The sequence below is a fragment of the Anoxybacteroides rupiense genome (assembly GCF_014196195.1).
Lineage (GTDB): Bacteria > Bacillota > Bacilli > Bacillales > Anoxybacillaceae > Anoxybacteroides > Anoxybacteroides rupiense.
Genome location: NZ_JACIDF010000006.1, coordinates 137,951 through 159,311 on the forward strand (window position 1 = coordinate 137,951; position 21,361 = coordinate 159,311).

General features: G+C 42.6%; 19 protein-coding genes. 15 read left to right on the top strand and 4 right to left on the bottom strand.

The genetic code is table 11. The annotated features are described in order from the left end of the window. Positions 1-170 precede the first annotated feature (170 nt). The 5 genes from GGQ95_RS11660 to GGQ95_RS11675 all read left to right on the top strand — a co-directional run bounded on the left by GGQ95_RS11660 (position 171) and on the right by GGQ95_RS11675 (position 6,118). Positions 171-3,029, top strand: a complete 2,859-nt coding sequence (locus GGQ95_RS11660; RefSeq protein WP_183186822.1) for a 2-oxoglutarate dehydrogenase E1 component — start codon at positions 171-173, stop codon at positions 3,027-3,029. 43 nt (positions 3,030-3,072) lie between these two features. Beyond that, positions 3,073-4,338, top strand: coding sequence for a 2-oxoglutarate dehydrogenase complex dihydrolipoyllysine-residue succinyltransferase (odhB, locus tag GGQ95_RS11665; protein WP_183186823.1), 1,266 nt, complete (start codon positions 3,073-3,075; stop codon positions 4,336-4,338). Between the two features lie 427 nt (positions 4,339-4,765). Next, positions 4,766-5,314, top strand: coding sequence for a nucleotidyltransferase domain-containing protein (locus GGQ95_RS11670; RefSeq protein ID WP_311975590.1), 549 nt, complete (start codon positions 4,766-4,768; stop codon positions 5,312-5,314). After that, positions 5,314-5,451, top strand: a complete 138-nt coding sequence (locus GGQ95_RS18730; RefSeq protein ID WP_311975591.1) for a hypothetical protein — start codon at positions 5,314-5,316, stop codon at positions 5,449-5,451. Before GGQ95_RS11670 ends, GGQ95_RS18730 begins: the two co-directional genes overlap by 1 nt. Positions 5,452-5,515: 64 nt before the next feature. Further along, complete coding sequence (locus GGQ95_RS11675) at positions 5,516-6,118, top strand: GNAT family N-acetyltransferase (RefSeq protein WP_183186824.1); 603 nt, start codon at positions 5,516-5,518, stop codon at positions 6,116-6,118. A 218-nt stretch (positions 6,119-6,336) separates the two neighbouring features. On the opposite strand, the gene GGQ95_RS11680 is transcribed toward GGQ95_RS11675, so the two are convergent. Both GGQ95_RS11680 and GGQ95_RS11685 read right to left on the bottom strand, forming a co-directional pair. Continuing rightward, on the bottom strand, positions 6,337-7,755 hold the full coding sequence (locus tag GGQ95_RS11680; protein ID WP_183186825.1) for an amino acid permease: 1,419 nt from the start codon (positions 7,753-7,755) through the stop codon (positions 6,337-6,339). A 254-nt stretch (positions 7,756-8,009) separates the two neighbouring features. Then, positions 8,010-8,501 carry a QueT transporter family protein gene (locus tag GGQ95_RS11685; RefSeq protein ID WP_183186826.1) on the bottom strand — a complete coding sequence of 164 codons (492 nt, stop codon included), beginning with the start codon at positions 8,499-8,501 and terminating at the stop codon, positions 8,010-8,012. A 213-nt stretch (positions 8,502-8,714) separates the two neighbouring features. Between GGQ95_RS11685 and GGQ95_RS11690 the strand changes: the two genes are divergently transcribed. After that, entirely contained in the window at positions 8,715-9,467 is a 753-nt protein-coding gene (locus GGQ95_RS11690; protein ID WP_183186827.1) for an NAD-dependent protein deacylase, read from the top strand. A 208-nt stretch (positions 9,468-9,675) separates the two neighbouring features. Here GGQ95_RS11690 and maa read toward each other — a convergent pair whose 3' ends face one another. Beyond that, complete coding sequence (gene maa, locus GGQ95_RS11695; RefSeq protein WP_183186828.1) at positions 9,676-10,245, bottom strand: maltose O-acetyltransferase; 570 nt, start codon at positions 10,243-10,245, stop codon at positions 9,676-9,678. Between the two features lie 319 nt (positions 10,246-10,564). Here maa and GGQ95_RS11700 point away from each other — a divergent pair, with 319 nt between their 5' ends. Beyond that, positions 10,565-11,299 (top strand): N-acetylmuramoyl-L-alanine amidase, encoded by a 735-nt coding sequence (locus GGQ95_RS11700; protein ID WP_183186829.1) that lies wholly within the window; start codon positions 10,565-10,567, stop codon positions 11,297-11,299. A 215-nt stretch (positions 11,300-11,514) separates the two neighbouring features. Here the strand turns inward: GGQ95_RS11700 and GGQ95_RS11705 are convergent, their stop codons facing one another. Then, complete coding sequence (locus tag GGQ95_RS11705; RefSeq protein ID WP_183186830.1) at positions 11,515-12,390, bottom strand: LysR family transcriptional regulator; 876 nt, start codon at positions 12,388-12,390, stop codon at positions 11,515-11,517. A gap of 128 nt (positions 12,391-12,518) precedes the next feature. Here GGQ95_RS11705 and GGQ95_RS11710 point away from each other — a divergent pair, with 128 nt between their 5' ends. The 8 genes from GGQ95_RS11710 to GGQ95_RS11745 all read left to right on the top strand — a co-directional run bounded on the left by GGQ95_RS11710 (position 12,519) and on the right by GGQ95_RS11745 (position 21,319). Next, positions 12,519-13,445, top strand: a complete 927-nt coding sequence (locus tag GGQ95_RS11710) for a DMT family transporter (RefSeq protein WP_244963711.1) — start codon at positions 12,519-12,521, stop codon at positions 13,443-13,445. A 125-nt stretch (positions 13,446-13,570) separates the two neighbouring features. After that, on the top strand, positions 13,571-13,735 hold the full coding sequence (locus GGQ95_RS11715; RefSeq protein WP_183186832.1) for a hypothetical protein: 165 nt from the start codon (positions 13,571-13,573) through the stop codon (positions 13,733-13,735). Positions 13,736-14,262: 527 nt separating this feature from the next. Continuing rightward, positions 14,263-14,403, top strand: coding sequence for a YrzI family small protein (locus tag GGQ95_RS11720; protein WP_080861200.1), 141 nt, complete (start codon positions 14,263-14,265; stop codon positions 14,401-14,403). 136 nt (positions 14,404-14,539) lie between these two features. Then, complete coding sequence (locus GGQ95_RS11725; RefSeq protein WP_159719839.1) at positions 14,540-16,300, top strand: ABC transporter ATP-binding protein; 1,761 nt, start codon at positions 14,540-14,542, stop codon at positions 16,298-16,300. Further along, positions 16,297-18,318 (top strand): ABC transporter ATP-binding protein, encoded by a 2,022-nt coding sequence (locus GGQ95_RS11730; protein WP_159719838.1) that lies wholly within the window; start codon positions 16,297-16,299, stop codon positions 18,316-18,318. The genes GGQ95_RS11725 and GGQ95_RS11730 overlap by 4 nt, the downstream gene beginning before the upstream one ends. Before the next feature lie 349 nt (positions 18,319-18,667). After that, on the top strand, positions 18,668-19,858 hold the full coding sequence (nagA, locus tag GGQ95_RS11735; RefSeq protein WP_159719837.1) for an N-acetylglucosamine-6-phosphate deacetylase: 1,191 nt from the start codon (positions 18,668-18,670) through the stop codon (positions 19,856-19,858). After that, a complete protein-coding gene (nagB, locus tag GGQ95_RS11740; RefSeq protein WP_183186833.1) occupies positions 19,845-20,600 on the top strand; it encodes a glucosamine-6-phosphate deaminase in 756 nt (251 codons plus the stop codon). The genes nagA and nagB overlap by 14 nt, the downstream gene beginning before the upstream one ends. Continuing rightward, positions 20,597-21,319, top strand: a complete 723-nt coding sequence (locus GGQ95_RS11745) for a GntR family transcriptional regulator (RefSeq protein ID WP_044742512.1) — start codon at positions 20,597-20,599, stop codon at positions 21,317-21,319. Before nagB ends, GGQ95_RS11745 begins: the two co-directional genes overlap by 4 nt. Positions 21,320-21,361 lie beyond the last annotated feature (42 nt).

Below are 21,361 nucleotides of genomic sequence, written 5' to 3' on the forward strand. Positions count from 1 at the left end.
AAAGTAATAAAAATCAAGTTATTTGGATTTTCGTCTAAATCGTAGTAAAATGGAAATGAAATCGGTTTATCTTCCATTTCAAGTGTGTAGATATTTGAATTCAAGAAATGGTTTTGTGTCTCGCTTGTTGATGGAAGAATTCGTAATCAGTGCTGGAGGGTTATCTAAAAATGAACACGCTTAGTGACAGTAGCAGAAGTCCATGGAAAAAATTTCACGGTCCAAATCTCGGATACGTCATGGAGATGTATGAGCAGTATGTGCAGGATCCTAACTTGGTTGACGAAGAGCTAAGGAGCCTGTTCGACCGTTGGGGACCGCCTGAGTTGGCGGACGCAGGTCGTTATGACAACCAAAAAAGCATAACGGTTGACTCTTATGTTTCGCCAAGTGCATTGGAAAAATGCGTCCAGGCTGTTAAGCTGGCGGAGCATATTCGCGTTTTCGGCCATTTGGATGGAAAAATCAATCCGTTAGAAACGGAAGAGCAACGTTCAAAGGCACAAATAGATCTGCAAAAGTTTGGGTTGACGAAAAAGGATCTTTTATCAATCCCAGCTTCCATTATAAGTCCATATTTGCCTACTCATATAAAAAATGCGTTTGAAGCCATTGAATATTTAAAAGAAGTTTACACATCTAAACTTACGTTTGAATTTGGCCATGTTCAGGATGAGGAAGAGAAGAACTGGCTTTTGCGGATGGTAGAATCAGGGGAGTATCGTCCGGTCGTTTCCAACGAAAAAAGAGTCGAAGTTCTTAAACGTTTGACAGAGGTGGAAATTTTTGAGCAATTTTTGCATCGGACATTTGTAGGACAAAAGCGTTTCTCCATTGAAGGGGTTGATACGCTTGTTCCATTGCTCGATGAAATCATTTCTGAGTCTGTACAAAAAGGCATCCAATCGATTAATATTGGAATGGCCCACCGCGGTCGTTTAAATGTTTTGGCACATGTGCTAGGAAAGCCGTATGAGATGATTTTTGCTGAATTCCAGCATGCGCCAAATAAAGAATTGATCCCATCTGAAGGATCGATCGGAATTACATATGGATGGACAGGAGATGTGAAATACCATTTAGGGCTTGATCGAAAAATTAAAAAAGAAAATACGGTTCGTGCCGTTATCACTTTAGCCAATAACCCAAGCCATTTAGAGTTTGTCAATCCAGTGGTGGCTGGTTATACGAGAGCTGCACAAGAGACTCGAAATAAGCCTGGCTTTCCTGAACAGGATGAAAATAAAGCGCTTGCTATTTTAATTCATGGCGATGCCGCATTCCCAGGTCAGGGGGTCGTCGCAGAAACGTTAAATTTAAGCCGATTAAGAGGCTATAAGACAGGTGGAACGATTCATATCATCGCTAATAATATGATTGGATTTACGACAGAAAGCGAAGATTCTCGCTCTACCAAATACGCGAGCGATTTAGCAAAAGGCTTTGAAATTCCGATTGTTCATGTGAATGCGGATGATCCGGAAGCCGTGCTGGCCGCTGCGCATTTAGCCGTCATTTATCGGCAAAAATTCAAAAAAGATTTCTTGATTGATTTAATCGGCTATCGCCGTCACGGTCATAACGAGATGGATGAGCCAGCTGCGACCAATCCATTAATGTATCAAATCATTCGCAAGCACCCGACGGCTCGCAAGCTTTATGCAGATCGTCTGGAACAGCTTGGAATTATCTGTTCGGCAGAAGAAGTAAATCGTTTTAGAAAAGAAGTAGAAACAAAACTGCAATCCGCTTATCAAAAAGTGGCCAATGTGAAAGAAGAGCTGGACTATGAAATGAATCCGCCGGAAGTAGCGGAAAAAGGCATTCCAAAAATTCATACAAGCGTACCAGCTGAGGTTTTGGAACAAGTGAATCGCGAGCTTGTACAATGGCCAAAGGGTTTTCGTGTATTTAATAAGCTTGAACGGATTTTGCAACGTCGCATTCATGCTTTTCAAGAGAATAAAATCGATTGGGCTCATGCGGAGGCGCTTGCGTTTGCAACCATTCTTCAGGAAGGCATTCCGATTCGACTATCAGGACAAGATTCAGAAAGAGGAACGTTTGCCCAACGCCATTTAATTTTACATGATGAAAAAACAGGAGAGAGATTCTCGCCATTGCATCAATTGTCTGAAAGCAAGGCCTCTTTTGCGGTGCATAACAGCCCGCTATCTGAGACGAGCGTTCTTGGCTTTGAATACGGCTATAACGTTATTGCCCCAGAAACGTTAGTGATATGGGAGGCTCAATTTGGAGACTTCTCCAACTCAGCACAAGTCATTATCGATCAGTTTATCTCGTCTGGAAGAGCGAAATGGGGACAAAAATCGGGGCTTGTCATGCTTCTTCCGCACGGGTATGAAGGACAAGGGCCTGAGCATTCAAGTGCTCGGTTAGAGCGTTTCCTTACATTGGCAGCAGAAAATAACTGGACAGTTGCCAATATGACGAAATCATCGCAATACTTTCATATTTTGCGGCGACAAGCACTTGTTTTACAAAAAGAAGAAGTGCGTCCGCTTGTAATTATGTCGCCAAAAAGTTTGTTACGTCATCCATTGGTCGTATCCGGAGCAGCGGATTTGAGCGAAGGAAGCTTCCAGCCAGTGTTGCCACAACCGGGATTAGGACAAAATCCAGCGAAAGTGGAACGATTAATTTTATGCTCAGGTAAAATCGCAATCGATTTAGAAGAAAAATTGGCGGAAGTTGCAGATCGGGAATGGTTCCATATTTTAAGAGTGGAAGAATTATATCCGTTCCCAATGAAGGAAATTGCTTCTTACATTCAGCAGTTCCCGAATTTAAAAGAACTAGTATGGGTACAGGAAGAGCCAAAAAATATGGGCGCTTGGAACTTTGTTGAACCAAGATTGCTTACATTAGCTCCAAATGGTGTACATGTTTCTTATATTGGCCGGAGACGTCGTTCAAGCACAGCAGAAGGGGATCCGGTCGTTCATAAGAAGGAACAAGCAAGAATTATCAATCAAGCTTTTGTGCGTTCATACGTTCATCATATTTAAATTAAAAATATTAAAGTGAGAAGGGCGAAAGGAGATAATCACGGTGGCAGAAATCAAAGTACCAGAATTAGCAGAATCAATAACAGAAGGAACGATTTTTCAATGGTTAAAAAAACCAGGCGATTTCGTTCAAAAAGGAGAACCGCTTGCCGAATTAGAAACAGATAAAGTGAACGTAGAATTAATGTCTGAGGAATCGGGAGTCATCACGCAATTGTTGTTTAACGAAGGGGACACGGTAAGAGTAGGAGATACGATTGCGATTGTATCAGAAGGAGCAGAGGCCGCTGCGCCACAAGCAGTGGAACCAGCGCCGCAGCCAGAAGCGGCAGAGCCTGTTCAACCGGGAGCAGCCCAATCGGCCCCTGCTTCTGTTGAGGAAGGAGAAGCAAAATCTGTTCAGCGTCCAATTGCTTCACCGGCGGCAAGAAAACTGGCTCGTGAAAAAGGAATCGATTTGACTCAAGTAACGCCAGTTGATCCGCTTGGCCGTATACGTAAGCAAGATGTAGAAGCTTACGCAAGCCAGCCGGTTCCAACGATTCAGCCAGCGCCAGCCGTTGAAGCTGTCAAGCCGTCGCAGCCTAGTGCGGCAATGGATCCAGAGAAACCAGTCGAGCGAATGAGAATGTCTCGCCGCCGCCAAACGATTGCAAAGCGGCTTGTCGAAGTTCAGCATACAGCAGCTATGCTGACAACCTTTAACGAAATTGACATGACGGCTGTCATGAATTTGCGCAAGCGTCGGAAAGATGCTTTTTATCAGGAACACGATGTGCGTCTTGGCTTTATGTCATTTTTCACGAAAGCGGTTGTGGCCGCATTGAAAAAATATCCGCTGCTCAATGCGGAAATTCAAGGCGATGACATCATTGTGAAAAAGTATTATGATATCGGGGTAGCGGTATCTACCGAAGAAGGGTTAGTCGTGCCTGTGGTGCGTGATGCCGATAAGAAAAATTTTGCGGAGATTGAACGTGAAATTTTACATTTAGCGACAAAAGCGCGTGAAAACAAATTAAGTCTTAAAGACTTACAAGGCGGCACGTTTACCATCACAAATGGCGGTGTGTTCGGTTCGTTAATGTCGACGCCAATTTTAAATGGTCCGCAAGTTGGTATTTTAGGAATGCACAAAATCCAACTTCGTCCTGTAGCGATTGATGAAGAGCGCATGGAAAACCGTCCGATGATGTATGTTGCACTCTCATATGATCATCGCATTATCGACGGAAAAGAAGCCGTCGGTTTCCTAGTAAAAGTGAAAGAACTTCTTGAAGATCCAGAGCAGCTTTTATTAGAATCATAAGAAAAAAGCCACGATGGATGGGGTGTCTAATCAGTCGATTTTTCTGCTGATAGGCGCCCCCTTTCTTTCATCTTTTTACATCGTCCGCCGAGAATCTCCCACCTCTTAAGTGTAAGCGGAGGAGGTTTATGATTTTTCATTAAGAAGGATGAGGGATAAAAGCAATAGCCGTGTTTGTTTTGTATGGAGCAACATAATCTACCGTCTGGATAAAGTTCTGAAAACGCCATGAACTCTATCATCTATGTCCATTAGCTAGTTTGTTGCAAAAATGAAGGATGTTTGATGACAAGGGAATGTTCTGCTGATAGAAAGTAGAGTGGTCTTTCCAGCAATAGAAGAAGGAAATCTTGACGTCCGTAAAGAATTGGATAAAATGGCGCTGAATTTTATTTGAATCGATAGGGAAAGGAGGAAATTCGACTACATGAAACATGAAGGACGTTTGCCTCCGTTTGAAGCGGCAATGCAATTTGTGCATCGATATTTTCCCGATTGTCAAGGAGCGCTCTTGAGCGGTAGTGTTGTTCGAGGAGAGGCGACTAATACGTCTGATCTGGATATTGTGATCTTTGATGAGAAGCTTCCGGCTGCTTTTCGCGAATCCGTCACCGCTTTTGGATGGCCGATTGAAGTATTTGCCTACAATTTTATGTCTTATCAGCATTATTTTGAAAGTGATCGAAAAAACGCGAAGCCCAGCTTACTGAAGATGGTGACGGAAGGAGTGGTCCTAATCGATAGAGGCCGTATTTCAGTCATTAGAGAAGAAGCACAAAAGCTACTGCAAAATGGCCCAGAACCGTGGTCTGAAGAAATAATCAAACAAAAGCGCTATTTTATCACTGATGCGCTGGAGGATTTTATTGGAGCCGATGAACGTGGAGAGGAGTTGTGCATTGCTAATACTCTCGCTGAGCTAATTCATGAATTTGTTTTGCGCGTGAACGGTCATTGGATCGGTGCGTCAATATGATGAAGCGTTTGTCAATGCATTCGATGCGTTTTACCGAACAAAAAGAAGCAGTTATTGAATTAGTTGATCGTGTCTTAGAGCCGTATGGAGGGAGATTATTCACAGGGTTTTCAATAGGAAAAATCAAAGTGGATTGAGAAAATCTTGACCAATCATATGCATTGCTAGAAACGAAGCGATAGGATGAAGAGGAGGAAAGGAATGTCCGGTGTGCGAAAAGCTCCGGTTTATCTAGCTGGAAATAAAGTGGTTATTCGTTCCGTTTTTCCAGACGACCTGCCCATTCTTTGGCACTATATTTACGGTGAAGCAGACCCCGAGTGGAAAAAATGGGATGCGCCGTATTTCCCACTTTCATTTGAAACGAAGGAAGAATACATCAACCGAATGACAGCATGGCTATCGAGCAAAGAAGAGGTCCCTTCACGAATGGTTATTGAAGTGCGTGAAAAGATCGTTGGTATTGTATCGTACTATTGGGAGCATAGGGAATCGCTTTGGCTTGAAGTAGGAATCGTTATTTATGACTCTGATTATTGGGGTGGTGGCTATGGGACAGAAGCGCTAAAAATCTGGATTGATTATTTATTTGCTTCCCTGCCTCTTGTGCGTGTCGGCTTGACCACTTGGTCTGGAAATGAACGCATGGTCCGATGTGCAGAAAAGCTAGGAATGAAAATGGAAGGGCGACTGCGCAAGTGCCGTTTGTATAATGGCCGTTATTATGATTCCATCCGCATGGGTATCCTGAGGGAAGAGTGGAACGAAAGCAAAAAGGGGGCCATTCATATTGAGCCCCCTTAGACGATTGACAAACGCTTTCATCCGGCATCACGGGCCTCGTTCGTCCACTCATGAATGTCTCTTGTTCGATTAACGTCTTCACTCGGCTGCGTTCCTTGTTTGCCAAGCGTTTTCAAGCCGAACATCACAACCAATGAAGGACGTTAAAATGGTTGTAGAACAAAGTCAATGTTGACTTCGTCTACAACACGAAGAGGGCCATTCATATTGATTCTCTTTTACGCTCCTTTTAATTTTGCCCGTTCTTGATGATCGTTTTTTGGTTTCATCAATAGCGGATATAGAAGTATTCCTGCCACAAATAAACCGATTCCTAAGAAAAAGGTGTGCCAGTCTGCTGTTCCTGTTTTAATAACCCAAAGCGAATAGAAAAGAGCTGCCAATGTAATCAAACCGTCACGTACGCGTTGTGCTGTTTCATTTTGATATGTTTCCCCTGTGATAATGAGCTTCAATTGATATAAAGCAGAGACAAGATACGGAACGAGATAAGCTAAGGTCGCTACGACAATCGCAAAATTGTACGCTTCGTTCATCGTTCCTGAGATAGTGGAAAATAGAAAAATTTGTGTCATTACATTAGTTATGAGCAACGAACGCACAGGGCTTCCGTTTTGATTGGTTTTCCCAAAAAAGCGAGGGAATAGCGCTTCTTTTGCTGCTTGATATGGAACTTCTGAACTTACTACAATCCAGCCGACTGTCGATCCGAAAAGGGAAATCAGCGCTAAAATCGCCATCATATAAGCACCGCTGTTTCCAAGAACGGAATAAAGGGCATCAACAAGCGGCTTTTGCGATTCTCTTAATTCCTCTTGGGAAAGAACTCCCATTGTTAGTAATGTAATTCCAATATAAATCAAGACGGAAATGATCAGGCCAAGGAATGTCGCTTTCTTAACATCCTTTGGAGATTGGGCGCGGTTTGAGAGCATAACGGCTGATTCAATGCCGATAAAAGCCCAAAGCATGGTAATAGCCGCTCCATTAAGTTGGGACGGCACAGAAACCGTCTGTCCTTTTTCATTTATAAAAGAAAGGCTGTCTACATTTGCTGCATGAAACACCCATAGCGTACCGATAATATAAAGGAGGAAACCAATCACTTTCGCTCCGGTTGTGAAGATGTTTATTTTTCCAGCCTTTTGAAAATCTCCTGCGAGAATCCAATGAATTCCCCACAATACACCAGTGCAAATCATAAATGTAAGTCCTTTTCCTGTTTCCAAGGAAAAGGAACCGATGGTTAATAAAGTTTGCTTGCTTTGCATGATTGGAAAAAAAGTGCTCAAATAACCAGCAAACGAAATAATGACGGATGCCGTTGCTGCCCAGTTTGCTGCCCAATATCCCCAAGCCATGCTGTAGCCGGCTACTTTCCCCATTTGCAGGGAAGAAAACAAGGCCTGCGCATAGCTCTGTGGTCCAGCTTTTAGCTCCGGTTTTCTTGTGATTAAATTGCCAAATACGAGCGTGATCATCCAAACTCCAAGCCCTGTTGTGATCCATGCCAATACGGATCCGACAGGGCTAGATACTTGCGCAAGATTCGCTGGGATCATAAAAATACCGCCGCCGATCATGTTTCCGATAACAAAGGCGGTCAACACCCATAATCCCCATTTTTTTGCTGCCATTTATATTGCCTCCTTATGTGCAACGTCTAGATGAATCAATAAAGTAAAGGATTTCATTTTTCATCATAACCGATCTTTTTAGTTTAGTAAAGTGATAATATGATAAAGAAGTAAAGTTGTTTAATTTTGAAAAGTATGTATTTTCGACCGCTCATTTTCTAATCATTTTACATCAACTAAATTTAAATAAAACTATGTTCTAAATAATCAATAATAAATAAGAAAAAATAAAAAATAGCGGCAAGATTGCCGCCTCATTTTTCCATTAATCGATCCAATCGAACTCGGCGATGAATGCCGTACATAATCGGAGCGCCAATCGCCATCGTAACCAGCTCGCCAGCGGCCGTTGTCAGCCACGTCAAAAGAAACGGTAAGTCTAATGCCAGCTTCAGCTCCCAAGCAATGATAAACATAGTCAACGTAAAAATGAGAGTATTAACAGCCATACGAGCCCATAGATTTTCGACGTAACGCGTGATCACAATGGTTATTAATAAAGCGATGACCGATTGTCCAACTCCAAAAACAAGATCATACATGCCTAAAGGGGAAAAAAAGAAATTCGCCAAAAAGACACCTAATATAATTCCAAAGAAATATTTCTTATGAAACACAATGAAGTGATTTAAGATTTCTGATACGCGAAATTGCACATTTGTAAAGCCAAATGGCTGAATCAGCATTGTAACGATAATATACACGGCAGCTAAAATACCGTTAATGGCCATTGTTCGTACATTCATTTCTCTCCTTCTCCTTTTACAACATATCGTGCAGCTGAAAGAAAACGCAGCAATTTATATTCTAACATAAACGGTGGAAAACGCCATGATGGTTTTGCGTTAAGTTTGTTGACCGCTCATGATGAGTTGCGGGCGTGCGAGAAAGAGCATAGAATGAAGATATCCAAGCTCCTCGATTTTTGAGGGGCTATTTTGTTGAAAGGGGAGAAATCAATGGAGGAATATAAAGAATTAGCTGAACAACTAGCACGCGCGAAAACAATCGCGGTTTTGACAGGAGCAGGAATGAGCACGGAGTCAGGCATTCCAGATTTTCGCGGCCAAAATGGAATTTATGCGCAAGAAGACAATGTCGAATATTACTTGTCGGAGCACTATTTCACTTCCCACCCTGTTGATTTTTGGCATCGCTTTAAACGAATGTTTTCATTAAAAATGATGGGCACGTTCTTGCCTAATAAAGGGCATATCTTTCTTCAAGCGTTAGAAGCTGCTGGGAAAAAAGTGACGATTTTAACGCAGAACATCGATGGGCTCCACACAAAAGCAGGAAGCACGAATGTGATCGAATTGCACGGAACCTTGCAAACGGCCACATGTCCTATCTGTAGCCAAAAGTACGATTTATCGTTTATAAATTCACAAGACGTTCCTGGTTGCCAACAAAAGGGATGTGGTGAAATTCTAAAGCCTGATGTGGTTCTATTTGGCGGAATCGTACCAAGAATCGATGAAGCATTTGCCGCAGCAGCAGAAAGCGACGTCTTGCTGGCGATGGGCACAAGTCTTGAAGTAACGCCTGTCAATCACATTCCGTTTTATGTCACTTCCGAATCTCCTCGTACATATAAGGCTATAATTAATAAAACAGCAACGAGAATGGACCATCTTTTCGATCTTGTCATTCACCATTCTATTGGGGATACCGTTTCACAATTGCGGGCGTATATGGCAGAGCTGTGGTGAGTGATGGCAAAAAATACAACTTTGAAGGGTGAACCATCATGAAGCAGATACTCAAAACTAGCATGATACCAAAGATCAAGCTGGCCTTTTAAGCGAAAAAACGCATTGATCGACAGTCATTTGTCACGGACGCACGTCAATAGGGGATCGATATAACGCTCAATCCCCTATAGAGCCGTCTCATTCAATAAATATCAATTAGACTGTTTTATGCTTTTAAATGACTGATTGTTTTGATGATTCGAGCCGGATTTCCTCCTACTACAACATTGTCCGGGATATCCTTTGTGACGACGGCTCCAGAAGCGATGACAACATTGTTTCCTATTGTTACGCCAGGATTAATGACTGCTCTGCCGCCGATCCACACATTATGGCCAATGCTGACGGGCTTTCCGTATTCGGCACCGGAGTTTCTTTCCAAAGGGTCTAACGGATGGGTAGCAGTATAAATATGGACACCTGGAGCGATTAGGCAGTTATCGCCAATTTTTATCTCACATACATCCAAAAAAACACAATCAAAATTGGCGAAAAAATTTTCACCGACATGAATGTTATACCCATAATCACAACGAAAAGGAGGTTCAATGAAGAGATTTTTTCCTGTTGAACCAAAAAGTTCTTTCAATAAGGAAGTCCGTTTTTGATGCTCGGTTTCCAATGTTTGATTAAACAATCTGGTCAATCGACGGGCGCGCTCCCGCTCCGCCGTTAGTTCGGGATCAGCCGCCATATATAATTCACCGCTTAACATTTTCTCTTTTTCCGTTTTCATATGGCTCCTCCTCATAGACACTGAAAATGATTTCTAATTTAACCTAAATTTATAATACTATAAAATGATGAGCATCACGACCGATTCTATCGACAGGAATTATATTTTAGGTGATATGGGGGGATCTGTATTTCGCAAGCACCCAAATTATCGAATAGATGCATATCCGCCGTTGCCCTTGTCCTGGGTGTTGCATATGTTACTTTTGAAACGGAAATTTTTGATGCAGGTGTATTCATGCAAAGAATCGAGTATATAAGGTACGGTGTTACATCAATGGTGTCGATCCATATACTCTCGAGAAAGGGGATGATCAATAATGGTGAAAATCGTACTTGATGCAGGGCATGGTGGAACGGATAGCGGGGCTGTAGGGAACGGTCTACAGGAAAAAAATCTGACGTTAAATATTGTCAAAAAGATCGGGGATTTACTCGCTGAATACGAAGGGGTCAGCATCATCTACACGCGGACGGATGACCGTTTCGTGGAGTTGTCGGAGCGTGCGGCCATCGCGAACAGGGCGGATGCCGATTTTTTCTTATCCGTTCACATCAATGCCGGCAGTGGAACAGGATTTGAGTCCTACATTTACAATGGCAATGTGAGCCCGTCGACCATTGCGTATCAGAACACGATCCACAGCGAGATCATGAAAGCGATCGCCGGCGTGCAGGATCGCGGTAAAAAGCGAGCGAACTACGCGGTACTGCGCGAAACGAAGATGCCGGCATTGCTCACAGAAAACCTGTTCATTGATAATGCGAACGATGCGGCCAAATTGAAATCAGAACCATTCCTTTTACAAGTGGCACATGGCCATGTCGAAGGGATTGCGAAAGCATTTGGCTTGAAAAGGAAAGCAACACAGCAAAAACAGGAGGAGCCAAAGCCAGCACCTGAAAAAACAGCGTATGACAAAGCGGTCGATGCAGCGTTTGAATTTTTGAAGCAACACGGAGTGGTGACACAGGATCGACGAGAGGAACCCGTGACACGAGCACAAGTTTTTTTGATGTTGCATCGATTGGCACAAAATATGTTGCAGAAATAGCAAAAGTAGTCCCTGCCCAAATAGCAGGGACTTTTTCTGTGAGTGAATGAACCTCCCCGCCTCCACTTCGATTAGCGGTAAGCGACTTCTCGGCGAATGTGTGAAAGATCCAGTCTAGAAATTTCTTTGGCTAAAGGAAGCCACTAGCCTGGCATGGGCTGATGCCTAATTGAATTCACAAAAAGGAACCAATCAATCTCACGGCATTTTTTCTTCTATTCTAAAAGAAGATGGATTAATTGTTTCATTGATTGCGATAGCCACTTCTTTTGGTGATACACCAACTGCAAATAAAGTTTAGGCTTTATGTCGGAAAGGGGAAGGAGCATTAATTTTCCGTTTGCGATTTCTTCCTTTACCGCCATGAGCGGTAAAAACGCGATTCCAAGCCCATAAGCCACACATCGTTTAATTGCTTCAATACTCCCTAATTCAATGGTTAATTCAAGCCGTACTGCATGGCGACGATATAAATTTTCAATCATTTCACGGTAGCTGCAGCCTTGCTCTGTCACAATGAGCTTTTCATTTTCCAAATCTCTCATATAGATATGATCCCGTTGGACGAAAGGATGATCAGGCTTTGCGACTAGCACTAATGGTTCTTCTTTGATAATAATAAAATGTAAATCTGGATCTTCTTGTTTTTGATCAAGAATAATAGCTAAATCGTATTTTCCTTCTTTTATACCTTTAACTAAATATTGGCATACTCCTTGCTGGAGGAGTAAATTCACTCGCGGATACTTATTTTTAAATGCTTGCAAATATGGAGGAAGATAAAAGCCTGCAATGGATTCAATAGTGCCAATCGATAAGCTTCCAGCCAGTTCTGCTTGCTCAGAAAGGCTTTGTCTTGCTTCATCAAGCAGATGGATCATTTTATTAGCATATTCTAACAATTCCTTTCCAGCGGGTGTCAATTTGATTCTGCCGCTCCAACGTTCAAACAAAATGACCCCAAATTCTTCTTCCAATTTTTTGATTTGTGTGGTGACGCTTGATTGAGCATAACCTAGCACTTCCCCAGCTTTGGTAAAACTGTTCCACTTTGCGGCTTCGCGAAACGTTTGCAAATAATTGATATTCATTGCAATCAAACTCCTATCAAAAATCTTGATGAATAGCATCAATTATTATCAATAACACCTATGACCAAATATTTGTAGAATTGATTATATCAGAAATTTTATCGATTATGGGAGGATTTTTTGTGCAAATGAATCATATAAAAACGTATATTTTGCTTTTCCTGACAGCCGCTATTTGGGGAGGCGCTTTCATTGCGGGGAAAATAGCGACGGTCAGCCTGCATCCTGTTTCAGTTGCTTTTTTCCGCTTTTTTGGGGCCAGCCTGATTCTTTTTCCGCTCATGCGTTGGAGGGAACAGCAAGCAAAGGTTCCTACCAAAAAAGACTGGGGGATGTTTGCACTGCTTGGCCTTACAGGTATTTTTCTATATAACGTTTGTTTTTTTATTGCGACTAAATATGCGCCGATTGTCAAAAGCTCTCTCGTTATTGCGGTGAATGCTCCGTTGATTACGCTCTTTTCGGGCCTGTTTTTAAAGGAAAAAATCAACGCTAAAAGCATATTAGGTATGGTTATGGCGCTCATCGGAGCTTTATATATTATCACAAACGGGCAGCTATCCGTTATTGTAAAGCTTGGGCTCTCTCCGATTGATTTTGTTTTAGTAGGCGCCTGTCTCAGTTGGAGCATATATTCTGTGATCGGGAAGGTGGTGATGAAAAAATATAGCCCTTTAGCGGCAACGACGTATGCAACGGGATTCGGAACGCTTTTCTTATTTCCTTTCGCTTTGTACTATACTTCTTTCACCGCGATAAAAGCGAGCAATTGGGAAGTATGGATTAGTGTGTTATATGTTGCGGTCATTGTTTCTGCTATTAGCTTTGTTTGGTGGTATAACGGTATCCAAAAGGTAGGCGCGTCAACCGCCTCCATTTTTATTAACGTGATGCCTATATCGGCAGCTGTGATGGGAACAATCGTGTTCCATGAACGCTTGACATGGACCCATATAATTGGAGCGTTATTCGTATTTGGTGGCATTTTGTTTAATATTTATAGTAAGAAAGAAAAAAAGAGCGTGCTAGTATCCAGAGAAGGGAAAGTGATGTAACTAGCGTGATCGATAGCGTCATCCTTCGTTTTCAACTACTTTAGAGTAGAATGAATGGAGGACTACCTTTATTTATCCATCCAAATGAAGGTATAATGATAAAAAATGAAAAAAGGATGGGAATCATGCATATTGGTGATAGCATTTTTCAATTGTTCGTGATCGTGATGCCGGCTTTGCTTATCGCAGGAGTGGCTTTGTTTGTTTATTCCGTCAAAAAACGCAAAGCGCAATTAAATCGAATTGAGGAAAAATTGGCGGAAATGTCAAAACTGCCGAATGAGCAATAGTTAGGGCGGAATCATCAACAACGAAGGCTATAGATTGAAAGTTTTCAACATGATCCGTCTCCCACCTATTAACAGAGTGTGGGTGGGAGAGGATCATGGGGAGCGTTTCAGTCTTCAGGCACATGGTATGGCGGGCATCTTTCGCTGGTTGGATATGTATAGAAAACGTAGAGCTTATTTTTCTTACGAATGATTTTGCAGAAAAAGGTTTACAACTTAGTTATCTTTGGATATAATTTACTTTGTAACATGATTTCGGAAGGAGGATGAACACAATGACTAACATGATGAAAGCTGTAGCATCTAAAAATGAATATGTGCGAACGATTCAACCTTCCGATTCTGTTATGGCTATCATTTTTTAACTGAAGAAGGAATGCCGCAGGGAAGGAGATCGTTTTTTCCTGCGGCTTTTTATGTAGATATAAAGCCGTGGGATGACGCTATTCCCGCGGCTTTTTTGCTTTTTTGAAGCCGCTGGATACTCTTTTTCCATGCGGCTTTTTTATGAAAGGAGGTGGGAAAGAATGATGGTTCATCTGTTGTTTGTAACCATTACGATTCAACGAAGAAAGTGGACAATCGAAGAGATTGAACATGAGCAATTAGTCAAGAAGATTGAAGAAGAAATGATGGATCGTAAATGCGGTATATATCCGAGATTTTAATATTTGTTTGATCATCAACTAAGTGACTTAAAGGAGGAATACAAAAATGGAAATGAAATGGATGATGCTGGCATTACAAGCGAGAGAGATCAACAGCGGTTAGATGTAAACAAACAGTGAAAGGGGATGATTTGGAGTGTTTTCAGTATTATGGAAACTTCAAGCGTTTTTTAAACAGCATTGGAAACGATACACGATTGCGATTGTGCTTTTAGTAGTGGGCGGAATGTTAGAAATGATTCCGCCCAGGATCATCGGAATCGCGATTGATGATATGTATGTGAACGGTTTAGATAAAAGCCAGCTGCTCAAGTACCTAGCTTTATTGTTAGGGTTAGCAGGCGTGATTTACAGCATCAACTATATATGGATGTATCAGCTGTTTGGCGGTGCGTTTTTGCTTGAAAGAAGCTTGCGTTCCCGATTTATGAAGCACTTGCTTTCCATGACACCGACCTTTTACGAGAAAAACCGTACAGGAGACTTAATGGCAAGAGCGACAAATGATCTAAGAGCGATATCGATGACAGCCGGATTCGGCATCTTAACTCTCGTGGATTCAAGTGTATTTATGCTTGTTATTTTATTGACAATGGGGGGGCTCATTAGCTGGAAGCTGACTTTGGCGGCTTTGTTGCCGCTTCCAGTGATGGCAGTGGCGATGAACGTATACGGAAAAAAAATCCACGAACGCTTTACAAAAGCTCAAGATGCTTTTGGCGATATGAACGACTATGTACTCGAATCCATTTCCGGTGTTCGTGTCATTCGCGCTTATGTGCAGGAAAAAGAAGATGAGGCACGATTTAAGCGACTAACCGAAGAGGTATATCAAAAAAATATGGAGGTTGCCCGTATTGATTCATTATTTGATCCTACCATTAAAGTGCTGGTCGGCCTGAGCTATTTAATCGGCATCGGATATGGATCGTATTTAGTCTTTCATAAAGAAATGACGTTAGGAGAATTAGTTTCCTTTAATGTATATCTAGGAATGCTGATTTGGCCGATGTTTGCCATTGGCGAACTCATTAACATTATGCAGCGAGGCAATGCTTCGCTTGATCGCGTCAATGAAACGCTTGCCTATCTTCCAGATGTTCAAAACCACCCGCAGCCGGTCTTACTCGAAAAGCCAGAAACAATTGAATTTCAACAAGTAACGTTCCGTTATCCGTCAGCAACCATTCCGCATTTACAACATATATCTTTTTCGCTCCAACGAGGGCAAACGCTGGGAATCGTCGGGCGAACAGGAAGCGGAAAAACGACGCTTATGAAACAGCTGCTGCGGCAATATCCATTGGGAGCAGGAAGCATAACGATTTCCGGTGTGCCGATTGAACGTATTCCAATGGAAGTCATTCAAAGCTGGATCGGATATGTTCCACAAGACCATATTTTATTTTCGAAAACAGTAAAAGAAAATATTTTATTTGGCCGAAAGGATGCGGACAGTGAAGAATTGCAGCGTGTGATTGAATTGGCTGCACTCCATAATGATATTCAGCTGCTGCCGCAGGGGCTTGATACATTAGTAGGAGAGAAGGGAATCGCGCTATCTGGAGGACAAAAGCAGCGGATTTCCATCGCTCGTGCGCTGTTACTCAATCCGGAGATTTTAATTTTGGATGATGCACTTTCAGCCGTCGATGCCAAAACAGAAGCAGCTATTATTGAAAATATTCGGCGCGAGCGCACCGGCAAAACAAATATCATTGTAACCCATCGCTTATCAGCCATTCAGCACGCGGATTGGATTCTTGTTTTGGAAAATGGAAGAATCATCGAGGAAGGCACACATGAGCAGCTATTAGAACAAAATGGCTGGTATAAAGAACAATTTATTCGTCAGCAAGCAGCAAAGGATCCAGAAAACAGCGGGGTGTTTTTATGAATACAGGTAAACGGCTAATCGCCTATGCGTTTCGGTACAAAAAAATCATTGTGGCGGCCTTGTTCATGCTGGCGATTTCAGTGGCCGCCGAATTAACGGGTCCGTTGATTGCTAAAAAAATTATTGATCAACACATTTTAGGAATTGAATCTCCATGGTATGAGGCTGATAAAAATGACGATCAAGCGGTTTTTTATAATGGAAAATGGTATAAACGAAGCGACGATTTCGCTCAAGGAGAAGCAAAAGGCAAAGAAGTGCGTTTGCTACAAATTGGCCGCGATTATTATTTTGTAGACCGCGCGATCACATTTGATGGCAAACGATCGATTCAAAATGGGATGTTAATGATTCAACATGGTGAGCAAAAAGCCGTATATCCGATTGAAAAACTGTCGAACAGCGAGCTGTTCCGTTTTTATCAGCCGGAAATTCGGTCGATTATTTATCTTTTGGCACTTTATTTTTCTTTGTTATTGGCGGCAACAGTGTTTCAGTATGGACAGCGCTACTGTCTGCAAATGGCGGCTAATCGCATTATTCAAACGATGCGCAAGGATTTGTTCGCTCATATCCAACGCCTGCCAATTCGCTATTTCGACCGCCTGCCTGTCGGAAAAGTTGTTGCCCGCATCACGAATGATACCGAAGCCATTCGTGAATTGTATGTGACGGTGCTGGCTACTTTTTTTACAAGCACTATTTACATGACAGGAATTTTTATTGCCTTGTTTCTGTTAGATGTGCGCTTAGCGCTTCTATGCCTCATTCTTATTCCGATTTTAGCCGTCTGGATGAAAATTTACCGCCAATATGCGTCTCGCTATAACCATATTATTCGTTCACGGCTAAGTGACATTAATGCAATGGTCAATGAGTCTATTCAAGGCATGCCGATTATTCAAGCGTTTCGCAGACAAAAAGAAACTGAACGGGAATTTGAAACACTCAATCGCGAATATTTTGTGTATCAAAACAAGCTTCTAAACTTAAATTCGCTCACCTCCCACAATTTAGTAGGGGTGCTGCGCAATCTTGCCTTTGTCGCATTAATTTGGCATTTTGGCCACGATTCATTCAATCACCAAGCGATTTCACTCGGCCTTCTCTATGCGTTTGTTGATTATTTGAATCGCTTATTCCAGCCCATTACAGAAATGGTCAATCAATTGGCCAACCTAGAGCAGTCAAGAGTAGCAGCTCATCGTATTTTTACGCTTCTTGATGAAGAAGGGGAAGAGGTATATGATGGAGAGATGCCTCGCTATCAGGGAAATGTCGTATTTGAACATGTGTTTTTTGGATATAAAGAAGGGGAATATGTGCTAAAAGACATTTCTTTTTCTGCTAAGCCGGGCGAAACTATTGCACTTGTCGGCCACACTGGGTCAGGAAAAAGCTCGATCATGAATTTGCTGTTCCGTTTTTATGACATCGAAAAGGGACAGATTTTCATTGATGGGAAGGATATAAAAACCATCCCGAAACAGCTGCTTCGAAAACATATGGCGATCGTGTTGCAGGATGCGTTTTTATTTACAGGAACGATTGCTTCAAATGTCGGTTTAAATGATCCTGCTATTTCCCGACAGAAAATAGAACAGGCCCTTCGAGAGATTGGAGCCGATCAACTATTGGAAAATTTGCCAAATGGATTTGATGAACCAGTCGTGGAAAGAGGCAGCACCTTGTCATCGGGACAGAGACAGCTGATTTCGTTTGCACGGGCGTTGGCGTTTGATCCGGCTATTCTAGTACTGGACGAAGCGACGGCCAACATCGATACAGAAACGGAGGCGACGATTCAAAAAGCGCTGGAAGTTTTAAAACAAGGACGGACAACATTTATTATTGCTCACCGTTTGTCAACCATTAAAAATGCGGATCAAATTCTCGTGCTAGATCGCGGGATGATTGTTGAACGCGGAACGCATGAAGAGCTAATGAAAAAAGAGGGAATCTATTATCATATGTATCAGCTGCAGCAAGGGAACAAAGAAACAACGAAAGCGGGTTAAAGGTAAAGGGGGCTAGCATTAGCCTCCTTCTAGATTATTGACAAACGTCAATGGATCTCGTTCGTCCGCTCAGAACGTCCCTTGTTCGATTCTCGTCCGCACTCGGCTATGTTCCTTGTTCACCAAGTTTAAGCCCATCTGATGCGAAACCCATCACAAACAATGAAGGATGGTTAACATATTAGCCTTTTTATTTTATTTGCGCTATTTCCATGCCTATGAAGACGGCCAGATTCGTTTGTTGATAGCGAATCAATGTCCTCATACATATCTATAAAAATATCAAATTGGTATAGACAACTATATAATATAATGTTAAGATGACCTTAAGGAAAGAAGGGGTGCGAGAATGGATCAGTTTTTACTAAAAAATGCGACGATCTATGCGGAAAACGAACAGATTCAACGAGGATATTTATTAATTGAAAATGGCAAAATAGCCTACGTCGGCCCAACCCCTCCGCCATCCAATGCTAAGGAAATTGAATTAAGCATTCATGATTGTGTGCTTCCTGGTTTTATCGATCTTCATATTCACGGTGCTGCTGGTGCTGATGTGATGGATGCCACAGTAAAAGCTTTACAAACAATGGCCTCCGTATTGCCAAAGGAGGGAACCACTAGCTTTCTAGCAACCACGATGACCGCAGCTTCCAGCGAGATTGAAAAAGCGGTGAAAAATGTAGCGAACTATATGGCACATGACAATCGGCCCGGAGAAGCAGAGGTGCTCGGAATTCACTTAGAGGGGCCTTTTCTTTCGCCAAAGCGGGCGGGTGCCCAGCATCCCCGCAATATCATCAAGCCGGATATTGAACTCTTCAAAAAATGGCAGAAGGAAGCCAATGGACATATCCGTCTTGTCACACTGGCGCCAGAGGAAGAAAACGGGCTGTCTCTTACTGCATATTTAAAGGAGACAGGAGTGATTGCCTCCATTGGCCATTCTGATGCGGTTTATGCCGAAGTGAAAGAAGCCATTCAAGCCGGGGTGACACAGGCTACGCATTTATTTAACGGTATGCGCGGACTGCATCATCGAGAACCTGGGGTGGTCGGCGCGGTGTTGATGCATGAGGAAGTATTATGTGAAATTATCGCAGACGGCATTCATGTAGCACCTGAAATGGTTCGCTTTGCTTATCGCAACAAAGGAAGCGAGGGATTGATTGCGATTACCGATGCAATGCGCGCCAAATGTCTCGGTGAAGGGCAGTATGATCTGGGAGGTCAGCAAGTCACCGTTCGGGGAAAACAAGCTACATTAAAAGACGGGACGCTTGCAGGAAGCATACTCAAATTAAAGGATGCTGTGAAAAATATAATGGAATTTACCCGGTGTTCGCTTGAAGAAGCGATCCGCATGGCGAGCTGGAACCCTGCTAGACAATTAGGCATTCTTGATCGAAAAGGAAGCATTCTCCCCGGTAAAGATGCTGATATAGTCGTGCTGAATCAAGAACGGGAGGTTATCCTGACTTTTTGCCGGGGAAGGCTAGCCTATGCCAAACAGGAGGTGTTGCGCAGTGAAAATCATTGAAGTACGCGACTACAAAGAGATGAGCCAAAAAGCAGCGGAGTGGATCATCCATCAAGTGCGAATCAATCCGCATTCAGTGCTCGGACTAGCCACTGGAGGAACGATGCTTGGAACTTATGCAGCGCTTGTGGAAGATTATCGAAATCACCAAACAACCTATCGCCATGTTCATACGGTGAATTTAGATGAATATATCGGACTGGATGGCGATCATCCTAACAGCTACCGGTACTATATGAATCATCATTTTTTCCATTTCATTGACATCCCGTCATCGCAGACGCATATTCCGAATGGGCTTGCGGAGGATGTCGAAGCAGAATGCCAGCGTTATGAGGAGATGATCCAAGCAGTAGGAGGAATAGATTTACAAATCGTGGGGATTGGCCAAAACGGTCATATCGGCTTTAATGAACCCGGCACTTCATTTGATTCTACTACTCATGTAGTGAGGCTAGCTGAATCAACCCGAAAAGCCAATGCGCGCTTTTTCTCTTCCATAGAAGAAGTGCCAACCCATGCGATTACAATGGGAATAGCGACCATTATGAAGAGCAAGCAAATTCTTTTATTAGCATCAGGAGAGGAAAAAGCCACGATCTTATCTCATTTATTAGAAACAGAAGTAACACCAGCGATCCCGGCCTCCATTTTGAAAACACATGACAATGTCACCATCATGGCTGATCAAAAAGCGCTCGCTTTAGTTAGTGAAGAACAGAGAAAGGTGTATGCACAATGATTAATAAACATTCGCCGCTTCCGATTTACTATCAGCTTGAACAGGGAATTAAAGAAATGATTGAAAAAGGACAACTGCAACCAGGAGAAATGATTCCCTCTGAACGGGAATGGTCAGAACGATATGACATTAGCCGAATGACAGTTCGGCAGGCAATCAACAATCTAGTGAATGATGGCTATTTAGTGAGACAACGCGGCAAAGGAACGTTTGTGGCGACGAAAAAAATTGAGCAGCCGCTAAAAGGACTTACCAGCTTTTCAGAGGATATGCGGGCAAGAGGAATGGAACCGGGCACAAAGGTATTAAGCTTTAGTACCATTCCGGCGAGCTCTTCATTAGCAGGACAGCTTCATGTTTCGGAAGGAGAAGAAGTCTACGAAATCAGACGCCTTCGCCTTGCTGATCAGCTGCCGATTGCCTTGGAGATCGCCTATGTTCCATGTTCGCTCGTTCCTCATTTAACAGAAGAAATTGTAAGCGGTTCCTTTTATGAATTTATTGAACAGAAACAGTTACTGACGATTCGATCCGCTACACAAATATTAGAAGCATCTGTGGCTCGAAAAGTTGAGGCCGATCTTTTGCAAATTAAAGAAGGGGCCCCCGTGCTACTGATCCAGCGCAACAGCTATTTAGAAAACGGTCAGCCGCTTGAGGTCGTGAAGTCGGTGTATCGAGCCGACCGCTATAAATTTATGATTGAAATGGAACGATAATCGATTTCGTGAAGTGTACGTTATGAAATGATAGATGGGAAA